The sequence below is a fragment of the Megasphaera stantonii genome, assembly GCF_003367905.1.
GTDB lineage: Bacteria > Bacillota > Negativicutes > Veillonellales > Megasphaeraceae > Megasphaera > Megasphaera stantonii.
Map to the genome: position 1 here is coordinate 386,992 of NZ_CP029462.1, position 17,815 is coordinate 404,806.

The window sequence follows — 17,815 nt, forward strand, 5'->3', positions numbered from 1 at the left end:
ACGATTATGCTCTGTATTTCCGTTTACGTGCTGCTTCGGATTTTTTCTTTCTCCGTACACTCGGTTTTTCATAGTGTTCGCGTTTCCGTACTTCGGAGAGAACACCTGCCTTTTGGCAAGAACGCTTGAAGCGGCGAAGTGCGCTGTCCAACGTTTCGTTTTTACCTACTTTGATTTCTGCCATCTATTATCCCTCCCTCCAAATTATGTTAGGGAGTGCTTTTATTGCACACAATGAAATTATACTCAAAATGAGTCATTTTGTCAAATGGGACTGACTGACCGCCCTTGCATCGTTACACAGGCCGCAAAGCCAGCAGTCATGAGCTGTTTCGCCGTATTGTTATCCCCTTTCGGCAGGAGCATCGTACGATGGAGACAACATAAATCTGTCAAATAGGCTCTATATTGCAGTAAAAATATCGTAATATCCCGCCTACTCGCGAATAAATTGACTGAATACGTAATTCCCATAATCCCGGCCCAAGGCAGTCATGCGGCAGCCGGCCGGCGTTGCCTCCAACATTTTCTGTGCCAGAAGACGATGCAGCACGTCGGCAAACTCGTCTTCTACAGAACAGCCGAAGCGCTGCCGAAAATCGGCGTAGTCAATGCCTTTGCGCATGCGCAGGGCTAAAAAACAATAGTCCTCGACGGCTCGGTTTCGGTCAATGACAACGCGTTCCGCCGCCGCGTCTTCCCTGCCGGCCTTGCGGATATACAGGGGAATATTCGCAATATTAGCCCAGCGTTCGTCATGATAAAAGGAATGAGCCGACGGCCCGAAGCCGACGTACGGTTCGTACTGCCAATACTTGCAGTTGTGCCGGGACAAACAGCCGTCCTTGGCATAGCTGGAAATTTCATAGTGCGAAAAGCCCAGCCGGTGCATAGCCCGATGAACGGCCTGCCCCATTTGTTCTATCTCCTCGTCGTTCGGAAGAAGGCAGCGGCCTTTGCGCAAATCATCCCACAAGGGCGTATGCTCTTCTACGATAAGGCTGTATATGGACGCGTGGCATACGGGCAAGGACGCCAGCACTTCCATATCGGCGCGGACCATCTCTTCCGTCTGCCCCGGCAGGCCGTACATGAGGTCGATGGAAATATTTCTGACGCCGCCGTCCCAAACGGCCTGCACAGCTCGTTTTCCCTCGTCTGCCGTGTGAACCCGTCCGAGAAAGCGCAGCATGCCATCGTCGAAGGACTGAATGCCGAGACTCATGCGGTTGATGCCAAGAGCCGCCAGCTCGCGGACGTACTGGCAGCTCACGCTGTCCGGATTCGCCTCCACTGTAATTTCCGCATCAGCGGCAATGTCAAAATGCGCCTCGATGCATTTCATGATGGAGCCGATTTGGCCGGCCCGCAGCAGCGACGGCGTACCGCCTCCGAAATAAACAGTATCAGCCTGCTCCCCGCGGGGAAACAGGCTGATTTCGCGGCATACGGCGTCGACGTAGGCGTCGATATACGATTCGACGCCGCTGTACGACGGAAAGTCGCAGTACCGGCATTTTTTGACGCAAAACGGGACGTGCACGTATAGGCCGATCATTTGTCGTCTACCTGCAGGACGGCCATGAAAGCTTCCTGAGGAATTTCGACGGTGCCGAACTGCTTCATGCGCTTCTTCCCTTCTTTCTGCTTTTCCAGCAGCTTGCGCTTACGCGTAATATCGCCGCCGTAGCACTTGGCCAATACGTCCTTGCGCAGGGCCGCGACGTTTTCCCGGGCAATAATCTTGTTGCCCAGCGCGGCCTGAATGGGGATCTGGAACAGCTGGCGCGGAATGAGGCTGCGCAGCTTTTCGACAAGAGCCCGGCCGCGGCGGGCGGCAAATTCGCGATGTACGATGACGCTCAGGGCGTCGACGACTTCGCCGTTGATGAGGATATCCATCTTCACCATAGGCGAGGACTGATACCCGTTGAGCTCGTAATCAAGAGACGCATACCCTCGCGTCGCCGATTTCAAAACATCGAAATAGTCGTATAATATTTCACACAACGGAAGATTATATACAAGAGAAACTCTCGTTTCATCGAGATAATCCATCGTCTCATACTGGCCGCGGCGATTTTGGGAAATTTCCATGACCGTGCCGACCATTTCCTTCGGAATGATAATCGTCGTCTTGACGAAGGGTTCTTCGATATGATCGATTTTCGTCATATCCGGCATGAGAGCCGGGTTGTCTACCTCAACCATCGTGCCGTCCGTGCAGTACACGTGGTAAATAACAGACGGAGCCGTCGTAATCAGCGTCAGGCCGTATTCCCGCTCCAATCGTTCGCGGACGACGTCCATGTGCAGCAGGCCCAGAAAGCCGCAGCGGAAACCAAAGCCCAAGGCCGTCGACGTCTCCGGTTCAAATAACAGGGCCGCATCGTTGAGGTGAAGCTTTTCCAGGGCGTCGCGCAGGTTATCGTAATCGTTCGTTTCAACGGGATATAAGCCGCAGTATACCATCGGCACGGCTTTGCGGTAGCCCGGCAGGGCTTCCGACGCCGGATTATCGGCCAGCGTCACCGTATCGCCGACGCGGCAGTCGCGAACGTTCTTCATGCTGGCAGCTAAATAGCCTACGCTGCCGCATTCCAGCGACGGCACGGGATACATCTGCGGCAGGAAAACGCCCGTTTCGATGACTTCGAACTCCTTGCCTGAAGCCATCATGCGGATGCGGTCGCCAGGCTTGACGCTGCCTTCCATGATGCGGATGTTGGCAATAGCCCCTTTGTACGGGTCGAAATGGGAGTCGAAAATAAGAGCCCGCAACGGTTTGTCGGGAGCGTCAGCCGGCTCGGGAACGTGCTTTACGATCGCTTCGAGCACGTCGTCTATGCCGACGCCGGTCTTCGCGCTGACCAGTATAGCTTCCGACGCGTCCAGCCCGATGAGGTCTTCAATTTCCTTACGCACCCGGTCGGGATCGGCGCTGGGCAAGTCAATTTTATTGATGATAGGAATGATTTCCAAATCATGTTCCAAGGCCAAGTACACGTTTGCCAATGTCTGCGCTTCTACGCCCTGCGTTGCGTCGACGATGAGCAGCGCCCCCTCGCAGGCCGCCAGGCTGCGGGATACTTCGTAGTTGAAGTCGACATGGCCCGGCGTGTCGATCAAGTTCAGCGTGTACTGATGACCGTCTTTCGCATCGTACATGAGACGCGCCGACTGGGCTTTGATGGTAATGCCTCGTTCACGTTCCAAATCCATCGTATCGAGCAGCTGATCTTCCATTTCACGCTGCGAAACGGTTCCTGTCCGTTCCAGCAGCCGGTCGGCCAGCGTCGATTTCCCATGGTCTATATGGGCAATAATTGAAAAATTGCGAATATATTTTGTCGCCACGTTATCTCTCCTCTTTCAGTATTTCAATTTACATAATGATGCCGCCGCCTAAAACGCGGTCGCCCGTCTCGGCGTCGTACAGGACCAGTGCCTGTCCCGCCGTGACCGCCCGCTGGGGCTGGTCGAAGGTAACGCAGATACGGCCATGTTCTTCCAGTTGGACCGTGCAGGACGATTCCTTGGCGGCATAGCGTATTTTTCCCAAAGCGCGGAAGCGTCCTTCAGGCTCTCCTTCTACCCACGATACGCCTTCGGCCCGTACCTCTGCAGAAAATAAATCGTCGTTCGAACCGACGACGACCTGGTTACGAGCCACATCCAGTGCCGTAACGTAATACGGCCCGCCGGGACCGCCCAAATTCAAGCCGCGGCGCTGGCCAATTGTATACGCCGGAATGCCTTCGTGCCGGCCGACGACTCGGCCGTCTGCATCGACAAAATTTCCGGCCTTAAACATGCCGGCCCGTTCCCGGCGCAGAAATCCCTTGTAGTCATTATCGGGAATAAAGCAAATATCCTGGCTCTCCGGTTTATTAAACACGGGCAACCCCCATTCCTGCGCCATCGCCCGCGTATCGCTTTTTTCAAAATCAGCCATAGGGAACAAGACGTGGGGAAGCAGATCCTGCGTCAGCTGATACAGCACGTACGATTGATCCTTGCGCCGGTCTGAACCGCGAAGCAGCGTATACACGCCCCGTTCCGCATCGTAGGCCGTGCGGGCATAATGCCCCGTCGCCAGCAGGTCGGCGCCTCGACGGCGCGCTTCGTCCCACAGCCGGCCAAATTTAACGCACCGATTGCAGGCAACGCAGGGATTGGGCGTCTTTCCCCGACCGTAAGCGTCGATAAAATATTCTACGACATCGCGCCGGAAGGTGTCGCTAAAGTCCAGCGTGTCATGGGGAATTCCCAATATATCGGCTACAGCCTTGGCATCGGCGGCGCTTTTTTCCGCCGCTTCGCCATCCCACAAGCGCATCGTAATGCCGATGACATCATATCCCTTTCGTTTCAGCAGCGCCGCTGTAACGGAACTGTCCACGCCGCCGCTCATGGCAACGGCAACTCGTTTCTGCATGGTATATTCCCCCCTTTTTGCACGACGCGGCTCTGCCGTATCTGCCGTCTCTGCAAGACAATACAGCGGCCGGCGCCCGTTTGCTCCAGGAGCCGCCGCTAGTGTACCACATAGTAGTCAAAGCTTCCTGTATTGAAGCCTATTATTAATAATATCATAATATATTGGCAGTGGCTAGTAACAGCCGCATAAAAAAGGGCCGCATCAGCGCAGCCCTTTGAAAATCACATCTTATCTGTTTTTTATAACCTTTTTCAGCACGATGACCACCGGCACGGTAATAATGGCCGACACCACGGCTTCGGGAATCCCGTTGAACAGGCAGACGCCTACGATGATGTTGACGACGTTATCCAAGGGAATATTGCGGAGCTCGGCAAAGTCCTTTGCATAAATCAGGTAAATACCGCCCATAACGCCGACCGTATTGATGACCGAGCCGGTAAAGCCGGCAACAGCCAGACTGAACGATTCCTTGTGAATCGCCTTCCATACGGCTTTATACACATAATAGGTCCCCAAGCCGATCAGTACGCGGGGAACGACGGAAATCAGCGGATTTAAAAAGGCGAAGGACAATACGACAGGCGTCGTAATCGCCTGAAAAATACTGAAACAGCCGAAGATAAAGCCAACCATAACGCCGACGCGCGGCCCGGCTACCAGAGCGCCGATAATAACAGGCACATGCAGGATCGTCGCTTTCATCAGCGGCAGGGGAATGAATCCATACCCCGTCAGGCCTAACAACATCGTAATTCCCGACAGCATGCCGACGATAGTCAGCTCCCGCGTCGTCAGCAAGGCCCGTTTACGGACGCCGCCCGGCGCTTTGACACCCATTTCTTTTTGCATACATAATTCCTCCGTTCTCGCTCTTCAAAACAAAGATACAAGTCGCATATCGTATCACAGCACTGCTTTCAGGCCCTCTTCCAGTCCCGCTCTTCCGATGCCAACCGGACCATAACGCATACAGACCTGCAACAGCCATGCGTAGTATATCATACTTGCTGTCCCTTGCCAATAGATTTTGCAAAATTTGTGAAAATTGCCACAAGCTTGAAAAGAAGTCCGAAATATGGTAAACTATTGCCTGTCATATAAGCGAGTGTGGCGGAATGGCAGACGCACCAGACTTAGGATCTGGCGTCGTACGACGTAAGGGTTCAAGTCCCTTCACTCGCACCATGCAAGGCAGAATCAGCAGTTGCTGGTTCTGCCTTTTTTCGTTGACATCATAAAATCTGGTGTCTTTGACATCATTTTGACCCCATCACCAGAGCATCAGCAATCCTCATATTCTCCCGCACCGGTGCTGCCGTCGTTGCAATCCTAAAAATAGCCTTTTTTCCATATACTAATATGCCCACATCGTATCTCGTTATTCTCAAAATTCATATCAATTTTATTCTCAATTACTATAGACATTTTGAGAAAACAGGTATATACTATAGGAACATCCTATACTGCGCAGCGATATAGTACTGAAATGGTTTTCTTAGGAGGAATGCCTTATGAAATTCGCTAAATTTATATTGCCTTACGTATTAATTTCGCCGGTGTCCGTAGCCGTATTTTTCATCACCCTCTTTGTGTCCTGTATCGCCATCGAATTCGTCATGAACGGCATGTTGCATGCATTAGGAGTCTTCTCCCTCGTATCGCAAACCTTCCGCAATATTTTCGTATCCGCAGCCGGCTCCGGTATTTCCTTGATTGCTGCCGCGTTGTTCATGAATAAGGCAGTCCATGAAATGAGGCATCTTCAATTTATACATTAAAATATACAGCATTTGACACTCTGCATACACTGCAGAGTATTTTTTTGCCGTTTTACAAGCACTCTCTGCCAAAAGCCTCGTTCATCCGCTCTAAAAACAACTCCGCTGCCGGCGAGAACACCTGATACTTTTTCCAGATGACGTTCATTCCCGACTCCAATAACGGCATCAGCGGGCGAAAACAAAGGGGACTGTCTTCCGACGTATGGGCCAGCTTATCGAGGGTCACGGCATAGCCTATGCCGGCTTCCACCATAATGGCCGCGTTATACACGAGATTAAACGTCGTCACGACATGGAGTCTGTCAAAATCGTCGCCGAACCAGTCGGCAAACTCATTTTCCGTCCGACGCTGTGTCATGACCTGCCGCGAGCAGATGAGAGGCACGTCGAGAAGGTCCTCTTTCCGAATGCTCTCTTTGGCTGCCATGGGGCTATCCTTTCGCATGATAACGCCCCAGCGGTCCCTGCTGGGCAAATTGATGTAATCGTACTTGGAAATATCGGCGGGCTGAATCAGGATGCCGAAGTCGAGAAGCCCCTTGTCCAGCCGTTCGGTTACATCTTCGGCGTTGCCGCTGTACAAATGATAATGAATATCTGGATATTCCTCCTGCAGCTCCCGGATGATTTCGGCAATCTGCCGGATAGCCTGCGTCTCGCCGCCGCCGATGTAAATATCGCCGCTTACGGCGTTTTCCCTGGCCAAAAACTCTGCTTCCGTCTTGTCGACCATGGAAATGATTTCTTCCGCCCGTTTGCGCAGCCGCATCCCTTCCGGCGTAAGGACGACGCGATGGCTTTTTCGCACCAAGAGCTGGCAGCCTAATTCTTCTTCCAAGTCCTTAATCTGCCGCGACAATGTCGGCTGCGTCAGGTGAAGAAAATTTGCCGCCCCCGTAATGTTCCCCTCGCGGGCTACGGCTAAAAAATACCGAAGCACTCTCAGTTCCATGCTCTCTCCTCCTCTATCACTGCTGCCGTCGTGTTCTTTATATATCTTTAAGTTCTTCTTTTAATTTTCATTATGGCCTCTTATGAAATGCCTGTCAAGTATATCATGAGATAAAATCAAAGCATTAGCTATATATCCGCATCGGCGTTACAATAAAGACAGCAAGGAGGTGACCTCGAATGACCGCAGCCGCAGAAACCGATATATTCAAGATACAACGGAATCTGTCCGACGCCGGATTCGCCCCTTCCCTGATTCAGAAATTTCTCAGCCTATCTCAGCAAAAAAAGCGAAAGGAACAGTATCTGCTGCTGGCTCGCCATCGGGCGGAGCTGCTCGAGGAATTACATCATACGCAGTATAAAATCGACTGCCTCGACTACATGGTCTACGCCATGAAAAAAGAGGACAAGCCGACTGATGAACATGTATGAGGAGGTACATATGAAACGAACAACTTTAGCTAAGAAACTTCGGATAGCCCTGGCCGTCATGGCGTTCGCCGGCTGCGCGACGAGTTTCGCCGCCGACGACACAGCAGATGCGGCCGCGTCGCCGGCTGCAAAGACGCAAAATGAAATGAAAAGACAACTTACAAGGGAGGCAACCTATATGGAAGAACAATTGACATTAACACAAGAATGGGATAAAACATTCCCCAAAAGCGATAAGGTCAACCACCGCAAAGTCACATTCCACAACCGCTACGGCATTACCCTCGCCGCCGACCTGTACGAACCGAAGCGCTATAAAGGCAAGTTAGCGGCCATCGCCGTCTGCGGGCCCTTCGGCGCCGTCAAGGAACAGGCTGCGGGCCTGTACGCCCAGGCCATGGCCGAACGAGGATTCCTGACCATCGCCTTCGACCCGTCCTTTACCGGCGAAAGCGGCGGCCAGCCGAGATACGTCGCCTCGCCGGACATCAACACAGAAGACTTCCAGGCTGCCGTCGATTTTCTCTCCGTTCAGGATAACGTCGACCCGAAAAAAATCGGCATCATCGGCATTTGCGGCTGGGGCGGCATGGCCCTGAACGCCGCGGCTATCGATACGCGCATCAAAGCAACCGTCGCCTCGACGATGTACGATATGACCCGCGTGACGGCCAACGGCTATTTCGACGCTGAAAACAGCGAAGAAGCGCGCTACGCAAAGCGCAAAGCCTTGAACGCCCAGCGCACGGAAGATTACAAAAAAGGCTCCTATGCCTTAGCCGGCGGACTTCCCGACGAACTTCCAGCCGACGCCCCCTTCTTCGTAAAAGATTACTACGATTATTACAAGACGAGCCGCGGCTATCATCCCCGTTCGCTCAATTCCAACGGCGGCTGGAACGTCACGTCGTCCCTGTCGTTCCTGAACATGCCCATCCTGCAGTATGCCGATGAAATCCGCAATGCCGTCCTGATTCTCCATGGCGAAAAAGCCCATTCGTGCTACTTCAGCCGCGACGCCTATGCCAAATTAAAGGGCGATAATAAAGAACTCCTGATCATCCCCGGCGCAGTTCATACCGATTTATATGATAAAACCGACGTGATTCCCTTTGATAAAATGACGGAATTTTTCCGAGCCAATTTATCCTAATTATCTCGTTTCACCACTGCATCTGTACAGACGTCAAGGGAGGTATTACCGATGCATACGACTGCCATTCCCTCTATAATCCTGAATAACGGCGTATCCATGCCGATATTAGGCCTGGGTATCTACGCCCTCCACGGCGCGGACTGCGAGCGCGCCGTCTGCGAAGCCGTCGACCTGGGTTACCGCCTGTTCGACACGGCCCAGATGTACGGCAACGAACGAGAACTGGGCAATGCCCTGAAAGCCTGCGGCGTGCCGCGGGAAGAAGTATTTATCACGACGAAGCTCTATTCACCGACAACGACGTATAAAAAGGCCAAAGCGGCTATTTCGGAATCCCTCAAAGCTCTGCAAACCGATTATATCGACCTGCTGCTGATCCACGAGCCTTACAGCTCGTCCCTCGAGATGTATGAAGCCATGAAAGAGGCCTATGAAGACGGTAAAATCAGGGCTTTAGGCATTTCCAATTTCAGCGCCGCCCGCTATTTAAACTTCATTCAGTCCTGCGGCGTCATTCCGGCAGTCAATCAAGTAGAAGCCCACGCCTTTTATCAGCAAAAGCATTTGCAGGCCGTACTCGAACGACACGGCACGCGCATGGAAGCATGGAGCCCCTTTGCGGCCGGAAAGAACCATTTCTTTACCAATCCTATATTGCAGTCCATCGGCAAAAAGTACGGCAAGACGGTGGCTCAAGTCGGCCTGCGCCTCCTCGTCCAGCGCGGCGTCGTCGTCATTCCCAAGTCAGGCCATGCCGGCCGGCTGAAACAAAACCTCGACATTTTCGATTTTTCCTTATCCGACGAGGACTTGCGGCAAATTCAGTCCCTAGAAGGCGAACGCAGCTTATTCGGCTGGTACGATTAGACGCAATGTCATCATAAAACTTATCATGCACAACTAAACGGCAAAGAACGAGCACGATTCTCTTCTTTGTCGTTTTTCTTGACAACCTGCGCCGCCGCAGGCCATACTAAATGCATATTCATTAATTTACAGGAGGCTGCCATGACATTTGCATACTTAGTAATGGGCCCGTTCGACAGCCGGACGGACCGCGCCGCCATACACGACGGCATGATACAGGTAATCGGCGTCGCCGACGTGCAGGACGCGATTGCCGTCGCCAAAGAATTGCAGGAACAAGGAATCAGCTGCATTGAGCTGTGCGGAGCCTTCGGGCCGGAGAATGCCAAGAAAATCATCGACGCGACGGGAAATACCATTCCCATCGGCTTTGCAACGCACCTTCCCGAGCAGGAAGCCTTGTATCAAGCTACCTTCTCCGCATAATAGGAACGATAAAAAATGGACTGCCAGCGCATGACGGGCAGTCCATTTTTTATCGTCTCATATGAAGTTCTGTATCATCGGCCTCTGCCGACGAATCGTCAGTCAGCTATCAGGCCTTCATCTTTTTGATTTCTTCTTCCAGTACAGGCATGACTTCAAAGAGGTCGCCGACGATGCCGTAATGAGCAAACTGGAAAATAGGAGCGTCGGGATCGGTGTTGACGGCAATGATGATGTCCGAATCCTGAACGCCTAATTTATGCTGAATCGCGCCGGATACGCCGAGAGCAATGTAAATCTTCGGCGCAATCTTCTTGCCTGTAATACCGATCTGAATATCGTGCAAGGCCCAGCCGTTGTCGACGAGGGGCTTCGATACGCCGAATCCGGCTCCGATCGCTTCAGCGAAGGCTTTTACCTTGTTCATGCCTTCTTCATCGCCTACGCCACGGCCTGCGCCGACGACAATTTCTGCTTCTTCCAGGCTCAGTTCCGCAACGTCGGCTGGCAGCGCTTCGAAAGCCGTGACCTTCTGTACGGCCTTCAAGCCGCCCAAATCAACGGTTTCCGTAATGATTTCACCGCTGCGGCTGTCGTCGAATCCATTGCCGCGGAAAATCTTGTCGCTGATCGTAGCCAGCTGGGGACGGGTCGTCGTCAAAATCTTGACGAACAGCTTGCCCGTATAGGCCGGACGAATCCAGGTCAGCGTATCGTCGTCGCCTTCATAGCGGACGTCGATGCAGTCGGCGACGAGGCCCAAATTCATTGCGGCAGATAAGCGGCCGCCCAAATCGCGGCCGTTATTGGACGCGCCGATGAGGATAACGCTCGGTTCGTATTTTTTAGCGACTTCTTCTACGGCCTTCGTGTATAATACCGAATCAAAGGCCGCCAATTCGGGATTGTTGACGACTACGACGGCGTCGGCGCCATAGGAAATCACATCCTGCGCGGCCTTTTCATCGCCTACGACGAGGCCGACTAATGTATTGTTGCGGGCATCGGCCAATTCACGGCCTTTGCCCAATAATTCAGCACTGAGGGGGCTTACCTTTCCATCTGCGACTTCGACGTAAACCCAGACATTTTGTTTCAATTCCATGATACGGCCCTCCTTATAACAATTTCTTTTCCGCTAATGTGCCGACGAGATTCTTGGCGGCTTCAGCAGCTGTAGCGCCGCTGATCATCGTGCCGACGGGATGAGGCTCGGGAGCAAACAGTTCCGTAACCTGCGTAGCCGAGCCGGCTTTGCCTGCTTCCTGAGCGTCCAGGCCCAAATCTTCCAGGCGAAGGACATCGAATACGGCTTTCTTCGCCATCATCGTGCCTCTGACCTTAGGCTGGCGCGGCGTGTTCATCGTTTCCATGACCGAGCAGACCGCCGGCAAGGTAACTTCTACCGATTCGATGCCGCCGTTGACTTTGCGCGTGCCTTTGACGACGCCGCCGTCGACAGCGATCGATTCGGCATAGGACAAGAGGGACATGCCCAGATGCTGGGCCACAGCCGGAGGAATCTGGCCCGTATCGCCATCGGTCGAGCGCTTGCCTGTAATGACCAAGTCAGCACCGCCGATTTTTTCAATCGCTTTCGCCAAAATTTTTCCTGTTGCCAATGTATCTGAGCCTGCCATCCGTTCATCCGAAACGAGAACACCTTTGTCTGCGCCGATAGCGATGCCCTGACGCATGACTTCGCCGGCCAGGGCCGTCCCCATCGTCACGAGGGTAACGGTGCCGCCGACAGCCTCTTTAACGGCTACAGCCGCTTCGATAGCGTTCATATCCACGGGGTTGAGCATGGACGGAGCGCCGACGCGGACAAGATTATGGTCCTTTGCGTCGATTTGGATATCTGAAACGGCAGGTACTTGTTTTACCAAAACTACGATATTCATATTCGAACCTCCTTCGTGTTGCTGAATACTTGTCTGTTTCTTTTTATATTATGCCATAGTTTTAAAAAATAATCAACTAATAATAGATATTATTTATTAGTTTTACAAAAAATATACCTAGCAGGAAATTTTCAAATCCTCCTATACAAAAACTGCCTGCACAGCCATAAGGAAAAAGGCCTCGGAGAGTATCTCCAAAGCCTTTTTTCTTATTTTTCCGCTGGCTTTTGCTTCTCCGAACTTTTTTTCTCCGCCGCGCAGCACGACGGGCAGCCTCCAGAGCATCCGCCGCTGCAGCATCCTTTCGTTCCCTTAAATAAACCGATAACATGACGAAGGATGTATGCCGCGGCAGCCAGTACGACGACGGCGATGATAATATTGGAAAGGGTCATGATACCCGCTCCCTTCTGCAAATAATAGATGTGCAAATAGTGGCCGACGCCAGGCGCCAACCACCATTTGCATATAGTATAGAATATATTATGCGCCTAAGCCAAGCAGTAAGGACCCATGATACGTAACGAATGCCAATACATAGGCGAGAACGACGCACATACCGTTTAAGAGGAACAGCATCTTCCAGGAGTTTGTTTCGCGCTTGATGACCGCCATGGCCGCGACGCAGGGCATGTACAGCAGGGTAAATACCATCAGGGCCAAGCCGACAGCCGGGTTAAAGCTCGGGTCTTCCTGCAGATACGTAACGAGGTTTTCCTGGTCTTCTTCGTCAGCCTGTACGCTGTAAATCGTAGCCAGCGTAGAAACCATGACTTCTTTCGCAGCCGAGCAAGCGACGATGCCTACGCCGATCTTCCAGTCGAAGCCGAGAGGCGCGATGACCGGTTCAATAAAATGACCAATTGTAGCAGCATAGCTTTGAGAAATTTTTTCCGACGCTTCTTGTTCGTCGAGAAGGGCGATATTGTCGTCGGCGGCAACCTTCAAATCATACAGAGGCAAGGCCTGAGCATATACGGCCGGATTCTGTTCCTGTAAGGCGGCAAAGCCGGCAGGATATGCAGGTTCTTCTGCCGCAACCGTTTCTTCAGATGCAGCTTCTTCGCCTTCCGCTTCTTCCGGAGCTTCCGCCGCCGCAATCATCGATTCATACATACCGTTTAATTCCGCATTATCTTCCAGAGAAGCGATGCCGTAGCCCTGAAGGACGGCAGCCTGCTGTACTTCCATCTGTTCTTCTACGTTTGCCCGGGCCGCTTCAAAATCCTGAGAGTATTCGACGTCCATGGGATAAGCTGTTAAGAACCAAACGATGATGGACGCGCCGAGAATAAAGGTACCGGCTTTTTTCAGGTACAATACGCTCCGTTCCCACATATGCATGAGCACGTCTTTTACCGTCGGAATATGATAGGGCGGCAATTCCATGACGAAAGGTTCTTTTTCACCTTTAAAAAGAGTATGACGGAGTACGACGGCAACTAAAATCGCAACGATAATCCCTAACAGGTAAATGCCAAATAAGACGGTACCGCCGTTTCCGGAGGCTCCAAAAAAGGCCGCGATGAGCAAAGTATAGACAGGTAAGCGAGCGCCGCAGCTCATGAAGGGCGCAGCGAAAATCGTAACGAGGCGATCCTTTTCATTGTCCAGCGTACGAGCGGCCATAATGCCCGGAACGGTGCAGCCAAAGCCGAGGATCATCGGGATAAAGGACTTGCCGTGCAGCCCCATGGCGCGCATGACGCGGTCGATGAGGAAGGCGGCGCGGGCCATATACCCCGTGTCTTCCAGCAAACTGATAAAGAAATACAAGATAACGATAAGGGGCACGAAGCTCATAACCGAACCGACACCGCCGACGACGCCGTCGACGACAAGGGAGCGAATCTGTTCGTCGGCAATGACGCCGCTAAGCCAGTCGCCAAGCATGCCGAACAGCGTATCCAACCATTCCTGCGGATAGGCGCCGATATCGATAACGGCCGTAAACATGGCCCACATCAACGCCAGGAAAATAGGAATGCCTAACACCCGATGCGTCAGGACGCGGTCGATTTTATCGGACAACGTATCACCTGTCCCGACAGCGATGACGGAATGATTGAAGGCCTGTACGGCAAACTGATGGCGGCATTGGGCAAAATAGAAATCCAAATCGATTTTATCCTTCAAGTCGTTGCGCATCTTCGACGCTAAGTTGAGGATATTCTGCATCCCGTCCATACTTCTAATCTTAGCCACGACGTCCGAATCGTTTTCCAGCAGCTTGACCGCCAGCCAGCGGATAGGATAATCAATGATGCCGGTTTTATTAATAGCATCCGTCAATTCCTGGACATACGGTTCTACGTCTGCGCCGTAATCCACTTTAGCATTAACAAGATTTTGCGTCTTATTCTCATCGGCAATAACTACTAAGAGGTCTTTCGTACCTATATTTTTGCTGCCGATAAGGGGAACGACGACGGCGCCGAGCTCTTCGCCCAATTTCTTTAAATCAATTTTGACGCCCATGCGTTCGGCAATATCCATCATGTTCAGGGCCACGACGACAGGACGGCCTAATTCAACGAGCTGAGCAGCCAGGTACAGGTTGCGTTCCAAATTGGACGCGTCCAATACGTTTACGATAATATCAGGTTTTTCATTGATGATGACGTTTCTGGCTACGACTTCGTCAAGAGAGCGAGCCGTCAGGCTGTATGTGCCCGGCAAATCGACAAACAATAATTCTTTGCCGCCGAAAGAACAATGGCCTTCCTTCTTTTCGACTGTAACGCCGGGGTAATTCCCTACGTGCTGCTTCGCGCCTGTGATGTTGTTAAAAATTGTCGTCTTCCCGCAGTTAGGATTACCGGCAAGGGCGATTTTTATCTTTCCTGCTTGTTCCATACCTACTAATTTCCCCCTTCCACAGCTACGCTGATCATAGCTGCTTCGTTCATGCGCAGCGCCAGGGCGCATCCCTTTACTTTGACTTCAATAGGATCGCCCAGCGGAGCCTTTTTCACTACGGTAATGCGGGTGCCCTTGACGACGCCCATGTCAACCAGCCGATGCTGGATATTGCCTCGGCCCTGCAGGGCTTCGACAATACCCGAATCACCGACCTGCATGTCTGATAATGCAATAACATTCATATTGCTGCCTCCCCTTCTCTTGGCGGAGCGCCTAACCACAGCTACAGCGTTCTGCCCGAGATTCTAATATACTTTTAAGCGAGTTAGCACTGCTCGTATGGGACCGAACGACCTCTACGTTCTTCCGCTGCGCTTCTTTGAGGGCGCAGCGCACCATACTGTGGCTAACTGTGCTTGTAAACAATACAACCAGGTCCGGCGAACCGATTTTCGATTTAAAATCACTCGGAACCTGCGTAAAAACCTTAGCCTTATAAGAATATTTTTTACAAATAGTCTTATACTGACACACCATGCAATCATTTCCACCAACTATGACAACACTCATTTACCTCGCTCCTTTCATGCTCCGTAAATAATACTCACACATCCCTTCTGATTTTGATAACAAACTTCATTACCATGGCATTAGTATACAAAAATACATATCATCTGTCAACACTTTATACTAATTTTCACTATCATATTTTGCAAAATAAAATTATATAAAAAAGGCAATCCCTCTTATTATTTTCTGTACAATGCCGCTGCGGCTCTTTATCAGGCAAATACAGTTTCCCCTTTGTTCGTTATGTTTCACACAAATAAAAAAAGCCGGCTGCAATGGAACAAATTCCCTTGCAGTCAGCTTCTCATTGAATTCTAATCCAGCTTTTGTTGACTCCATGACAATCAATTTTATACAAATATGGGCGAGGCACTACACCGCACGGCAGGCGGTTAAATCAAACTCCTAGATTGGCGTGTTGCATATGACTCCGGACTCCATCAATGCTGCGATTGTACTGTTGATCCTCTTTATGCTCGTATTGCAGCACATAAAGAAATAACCGCCATTCTCCGTCGCAAAGTGAAGGCAGTTATTTCTACTGAGCTTTAATTTTGGCGTAACCGTTTGTCGGTGTAGCGCCTTTTTTTCATGTTTATCTTATCAAAGGGCCCCTTTCCTGTCAAGATTAGCGCTTTTTTATTTGTCAAACTGTGACATATACAAATCGTAATACAGTCCTTTGCATTCCATGAGCTCGTCGTGGGTTCCCTCTTCGCAAATACCGTCCTTTGTCAAGACGACGATGCGGTCGGCGTGGCGAATCGTCGCCAGCCGATGAGCAATGACCAACGTCGTCCGGTTATGAGACAAATCCTGCAGAGCCTGCTGTATTTTCCGCTCTGTCTCGTTGTCCAGAGCCGACGTCGCTTCGTCCAAAATAAGGACAGGCGGATTTTTAAGGAAAACGCGGGCAATAGCCAAGCGCTGTTTTTGCCCTCCTGACAGCTTAACGCCCCGTTCGCCGATGGCGCTGTCGTATCCGTCGGGCAACTTCATGATGAATTCATGGGCGTCAGCCAGCTTTGCCGCTTCGATGATCTCCTGCTCCGTCGCATCGGGCCGGCCATAGGCAATATTTTCACGAATCGAATCAGAAAAGAGAAATACGTCCTGCTGCACAATGCCGATGCTCCGCCGCAGTGACGACAGTGTATACTGCCGGATATCCCTTCCGTCCAGAGTAATACATCCCGCTTGAATATCGTAAAACCGCAGGAGCAGGCTGGCCACACTGGACTTCCCTGCGCCGGTAGGCCCGACGATGGCGACAGTCTTGCCGCGGGGAATATCCAGGGAAAACCGCCGCAGCACCGGGTCCTTCCCATTATAGGAAAAGCTGACGTCTTCAAAGGCTACCCGGCCTTCTATCGTCCCGGCCGCGACGGCATCTGCACCATCAGCAACGGCCGGCGCAACGGCCATGAGCTCTTCATACCGCCGATACCCGGCCAATCCCCTCTGGTATCGCTCTGTCAGCATAGTCAGCTGCATGATGGGCCGGATAAACACCATGAGGTACATGAGAAAGGCCACGAGATCGCCCAGACTCATGACGCCGAGCATGATAAAAAAGCTTCCGGCGGCGATGATAACCAAATTCGTCAGATTAGAAAAAAAGATAATGCTGCTTGTCAAATAAGCTTCAAACATAAAGGTCCGCTGCTGGGCCCGCCGCAGCTTGTCGCTGGCGGCGACAAACTTTTTCAGTTCTACGGCTTCATTACAGAACGATTGGACGAGGCGGATGGCGTTCAGGCTTTCCATAGCCTGAGAGCTGACGAGTCCCATTTTTTCTCTGGCAGTGCGAAAGGTTTCCTTCATGCGGCGATTGAGAATCATTGTTCCCGCCGTTTTCAGCAAAATGAGAAATAAAACAAAAATAGCCAGCTGCCAATTGATATAAAACAGAAAAAAAGCGCTGCCGCACATCGTAATCAGGCAGACCATAATGAGATTCGGCATCTGAAACACCAAGTCGCCTATTTCTGAAATGTCGCTGATAATGCGGGACAAGAGCTGCCCTGTCTTGGCATTGTCAAAAAACGAAAAGCTCATGGACTCGATATGGGAAAACAAGCGGCACCGCAAGTCGTTTTCGATGTGCGTGCCCATACTGCGGCCAAAGTACGACACGCAGAAGGACGAGCACAGACAGACGACGTAAAGAATAAACAAAACAGCTGCCGTATGCACTAATCGCAGCATGTCGCCGGCAGGCAGGATATCCTCCAGGATATAACGGACAATCATGGGAAAGGAAATTTCCAGCCCTGCCGTCAGAACCGAGCCGGCAATGACGAAGAATAAGATGGTATGATACGGCGCATAACACGCCCACAATCGCTTCATGCATCCTCCTCCACAAAAAACAAGGCTTGCCCAAGGAGCCGCTCCATGGCGGACAGCCCCTTTCGGC

General features: G+C 51.7%; 18 protein-coding genes and 1 tRNA gene. 6 read left to right on the plus strand and 13 right to left on the minus strand.

Annotated features, from left to right (window positions below; all coding sequences use genetic code 11):
* Positions 1 to 4: 4 nt before the first annotated feature.
* The 5 genes from rpsU to DKB62_RS01880 all read right to left on the minus strand — a co-directional run bounded on the left by rpsU (position 5) and on the right by DKB62_RS01880 (position 5,293).
* Positions 5 to 184 (minus strand): 30S ribosomal protein S21, encoded by a 180-nt coding sequence (gene rpsU, locus DKB62_RS01860; protein WP_087477090.1) that lies wholly within the window; start codon positions 182 to 184, stop codon positions 5 to 7.
* A gap of 252 nt (positions 185 to 436) precedes the next feature.
* A complete protein-coding gene (hemW, locus tag DKB62_RS01865; RefSeq protein ID WP_107195911.1) occupies positions 437 to 1,558 on the minus strand; it encodes a radical SAM family heme chaperone HemW in 1,122 nt (373 codons plus the stop codon).
* Positions 1,555 to 3,357 carry a translation elongation factor 4 gene (gene lepA / locus DKB62_RS01870; protein ID WP_087477092.1) on the minus strand — a complete coding sequence of 601 codons (1,803 nt, stop codon included), beginning with the start codon at positions 3,355 to 3,357 and terminating at the stop codon, positions 1,555 to 1,557. The genes hemW and lepA overlap by 4 nt, the downstream gene beginning before the upstream one ends.
* A 28-nt stretch (positions 3,358 to 3,385) precedes the next feature.
* A complete protein-coding gene (gene mnmA, locus DKB62_RS01875; protein WP_107195910.1) occupies positions 3,386 to 4,438 on the minus strand; it encodes a tRNA 2-thiouridine(34) synthase MnmA in 1,053 nt (350 codons plus the stop codon).
* A 231-nt stretch (positions 4,439 to 4,669) separates the two neighbouring features.
* On the minus strand, positions 4,670 to 5,293 hold the full coding sequence (locus DKB62_RS01880) for an ECF transporter S component (RefSeq protein WP_232818783.1): 624 nt from the start codon (positions 5,291 to 5,293) through the stop codon (positions 4,670 to 4,672).
* 252 nt (positions 5,294 to 5,545) lie between these two features.
* Here DKB62_RS01880 and DKB62_RS01885 point away from each other — a divergent pair.
* Positions 5,546 to 5,629: transfer RNA gene (locus DKB62_RS01885), tRNA-Leu, on the plus strand.
* Positions 5,630 to 5,955: 326 nt separating this feature from the next.
* Positions 5,956 to 6,222 carry a hypothetical protein gene (locus DKB62_RS01890; RefSeq protein WP_107195909.1) on the plus strand — a complete coding sequence of 89 codons (267 nt, stop codon included), beginning with the start codon at positions 5,956 to 5,958 and terminating at the stop codon, positions 6,220 to 6,222.
* 52 nt (positions 6,223 to 6,274) lie between these two features.
* On the opposite strand, the gene DKB62_RS01895 is transcribed toward DKB62_RS01890, so the two are convergent.
* Positions 6,275 to 7,177, minus strand: coding sequence for a LysR family transcriptional regulator (locus DKB62_RS01895; protein ID WP_107195908.1), 903 nt, complete (start codon positions 7,175 to 7,177; stop codon positions 6,275 to 6,277).
* 179 nt (positions 7,178 to 7,356) lie between these two features.
* Between DKB62_RS01895 and DKB62_RS01900 the strand changes: the two genes are divergently transcribed.
* The 4 genes from DKB62_RS01900 (at position 7,357) to DKB62_RS01915 (ending at position 10,060) form a co-directional block, all read left to right on the plus strand.
* Complete coding sequence (locus DKB62_RS01900) at positions 7,357 to 7,611, plus strand: hypothetical protein (RefSeq protein WP_107195907.1); 255 nt, start codon at positions 7,357 to 7,359, stop codon at positions 7,609 to 7,611.
* A 10-nt stretch (positions 7,612 to 7,621) separates the two neighbouring features.
* Positions 7,622 to 8,764, plus strand: a complete 1,143-nt coding sequence (locus tag DKB62_RS01905) for an alpha/beta hydrolase (RefSeq protein ID WP_232818782.1) — start codon at positions 7,622 to 7,624, stop codon at positions 8,762 to 8,764.
* 51 nt (positions 8,765 to 8,815) lie between these two features.
* Entirely contained in the window at positions 8,816 to 9,634 is an 819-nt protein-coding gene (locus DKB62_RS01910) for an aldo/keto reductase (RefSeq protein WP_198643477.1), read from the plus strand.
* 141 nt (positions 9,635 to 9,775) lie between these two features.
* Positions 9,776 to 10,060 (plus strand): DUF6506 family protein, encoded by a 285-nt coding sequence (locus tag DKB62_RS01915; RefSeq protein WP_087477097.1) that lies wholly within the window; start codon positions 9,776 to 9,778, stop codon positions 10,058 to 10,060.
* Between the two features lie 109 nt (positions 10,061 to 10,169).
* On the opposite strand, the gene DKB62_RS01920 is transcribed toward DKB62_RS01915, so the two are convergent.
* The 7 genes from DKB62_RS01920 to DKB62_RS01950 form a co-directional block, all read right to left on the minus strand.
* Complete coding sequence (locus DKB62_RS01920) at positions 10,170 to 11,165, minus strand: electron transfer flavoprotein subunit alpha/FixB family protein (protein ID WP_087477098.1); 996 nt, start codon at positions 11,163 to 11,165, stop codon at positions 10,170 to 10,172.
* Between the two features lie 13 nt (positions 11,166 to 11,178).
* The gene (locus DKB62_RS01925; protein ID WP_087477099.1) at positions 11,179 to 11,964 is read right to left on the minus strand and encodes an electron transfer flavoprotein subunit beta/FixA family protein; all 786 of its coding nucleotides are present in this window, start codon (positions 11,962 to 11,964) and stop codon (positions 11,179 to 11,181) included.
* Positions 11,965 to 12,173: 209 nt separating this feature from the next.
* Positions 12,174 to 12,395: a FeoB-associated Cys-rich membrane protein gene (locus DKB62_RS01930; RefSeq protein WP_240320129.1), complete on the minus strand. Its 222-nt coding sequence runs from the start codon at positions 12,393 to 12,395 to the stop codon at positions 12,174 to 12,176.
* Between the two features lie 52 nt (positions 12,396 to 12,447).
* The gene (gene feoB / locus DKB62_RS01935; protein ID WP_107195905.1) at positions 12,448 to 14,820 is read right to left on the minus strand and encodes a ferrous iron transport protein B; all 2,373 of its coding nucleotides are present in this window, start codon (positions 14,818 to 14,820) and stop codon (positions 12,448 to 12,450) included.
* A 5-nt stretch (positions 14,821 to 14,825) separates the two neighbouring features.
* Entirely contained in the window at positions 14,826 to 15,068 is a 243-nt protein-coding gene (locus DKB62_RS01940; protein WP_107195904.1) for a FeoA family protein, read from the minus strand.
* A 31-nt stretch (positions 15,069 to 15,099) separates the two neighbouring features.
* A complete protein-coding gene (locus DKB62_RS01945) occupies positions 15,100 to 15,396 on the minus strand; it encodes a DUF2325 domain-containing protein (protein ID WP_107195903.1) in 297 nt (98 codons plus the stop codon).
* Positions 15,397 to 16,035: 639 nt separating this feature from the next.
* Positions 16,036 to 17,748, minus strand: coding sequence for an ABC transporter ATP-binding protein (locus tag DKB62_RS01950; RefSeq protein WP_107195902.1), 1,713 nt, complete (start codon positions 17,746 to 17,748; stop codon positions 16,036 to 16,038).
* Between the last annotated feature and the right edge of the window lie 67 nt (positions 17,749 to 17,815).

Coding starts and splice junctions, on each gene's coding strand:
- DKB62_RS01925 (WP_087477099.1), bottom strand. CDS start 11,964: ATGAATATCGTAGTTTTGGTAAAACAAGTACCTGCCGTTTCAGATATC.
- DKB62_RS01940 (WP_107195904.1), bottom strand. CDS start 15,068: ATGAATGTTATTGCATTATCAGACATGCAGGTCGGTGATTCGGGTATT.
- mnmA (WP_107195910.1), bottom strand. CDS start 4,438: ATGCAGAAACGAGTTGCCGTTGCCATGAGCGGCGGCGTGGACAGTTCC.
- DKB62_RS01915 (WP_087477097.1), top strand. CDS start 9,776: ATGACATTTGCATACTTAGTAATGGGCCCGTTCGACAGCCGGACGGAC.
- DKB62_RS01895 (WP_107195908.1), bottom strand. CDS start 7,177: ATGGAACTGAGAGTGCTTCGGTATTTTTTAGCCGTAGCCCGCGAGGGG.
- DKB62_RS01950 (WP_107195902.1), bottom strand. CDS start 17,748: ATGAAGCGATTGTGGGCGTGTTATGCGCCGTATCATACCATCTTATTC.
- DKB62_RS01900 (WP_107195907.1), top strand. CDS start 7,357: ATGACCGCAGCCGCAGAAACCGATATATTCAAGATACAACGGAATCTG.
- DKB62_RS01880 (WP_232818783.1), bottom strand. CDS start 5,293: ATGCAAAAAGAAATGGGTGTCAAAGCGCCGGGCGGCGTCCGTAAACGG.
- DKB62_RS01890 (WP_107195909.1), top strand. CDS start 5,956: ATGAAATTCGCTAAATTTATATTGCCTTACGTATTAATTTCGCCGGTG.
- hemW (WP_107195911.1), bottom strand. CDS start 1,558: ATGATCGGCCTATACGTGCACGTCCCGTTTTGCGTCAAAAAATGCCGG.
- rpsU (WP_087477090.1), bottom strand. CDS start 184: ATGGCAGAAATCAAAGTAGGTAAAAACGAAACGTTGGACAGCGCACTT.
- DKB62_RS01920 (WP_087477098.1), bottom strand. CDS start 11,165: ATGGAATTGAAACAAAATGTCTGGGTTTACGTCGAAGTCGCAGATGGA.
- feoB (WP_107195905.1), bottom strand. CDS start 14,820: ATGGAACAAGCAGGAAAGATAAAAATCGCCCTTGCCGGTAATCCTAAC.
- DKB62_RS01905 (WP_232818782.1), top strand. CDS start 7,622: ATGAAACGAACAACTTTAGCTAAGAAACTTCGGATAGCCCTGGCCGTC.
- DKB62_RS01910 (WP_198643477.1), top strand. CDS start 8,816: ATGCATACGACTGCCATTCCCTCTATAATCCTGAATAACGGCGTATCC.
- DKB62_RS01945 (WP_107195903.1), bottom strand. CDS start 15,396: ATGAGTGTTGTCATAGTTGGTGGAAATGATTGCATGGTGTGTCAGTAT.